Annotated in this window: 1 protein-coding gene; it reads right to left on the bottom strand. The window is 44.1% G+C overall.

Features of this window, described 5'->3' with window-relative positions; genetic code table 11:
• On the bottom strand, window positions 1–307 hold a 307-nt coding region (locus tag R7044_RS27380; RefSeq protein WP_225456245.1), incomplete at its 3' end, for a hypothetical protein.
• Between the last annotated feature and the right edge of the window lie 242 nt (window positions 308–549).

Raw genomic sequence — 549 nt, 5'->3', positions numbered from 1 at the left:
CTACACGGATGCGCTCATTCACACCATGGAAACCTTCAAACTCTGTTGTATTCTCCAACTGAATTGCCGTAATCGTGTAAACATCTTGTGCAAAATCACTGCGATCTTGATTGGAAATCGTTGGGAATTGCACCGCTTTTGATAGGCGTTTTGCTGCCCCATCTAAGTCGACCTTAACTTCTATTTGCTCCACGCCTTTCATCTGCATTGAGCTAAAGTCTTGATCGCCTGCCGCCCAAGCTGAAACGCCCGCAGTAAAGGAAATTACTGAAGCGACGCCAGCGAAAATTTTTGAATGTTTTGTCATGTCCATTTTCCTTTTCAATAGGAAGTAAATTGGATTGTTGCTCGTTGATATGGTCAGTATTATCGAAAAGCGTTCCCTCAACCAATCGCTTATGTAGGACCTAGCCCTACCAACGGTTTCATCGTATAAGGACGTAATAGACAACCATCAAAAGCTTCACTCACAGAGCTCATCACCTTTGGGAGCTGGTGACATAGGAATGCGCCGAAGTGTTACAAGTCAGCGCTTTTTCTGATCTGTAT

This window comes from Vibrio sp. 1402, assembly GCF_033340275.1.
This window is presented reverse-complemented; position numbering and strand designations above follow the sequence as displayed.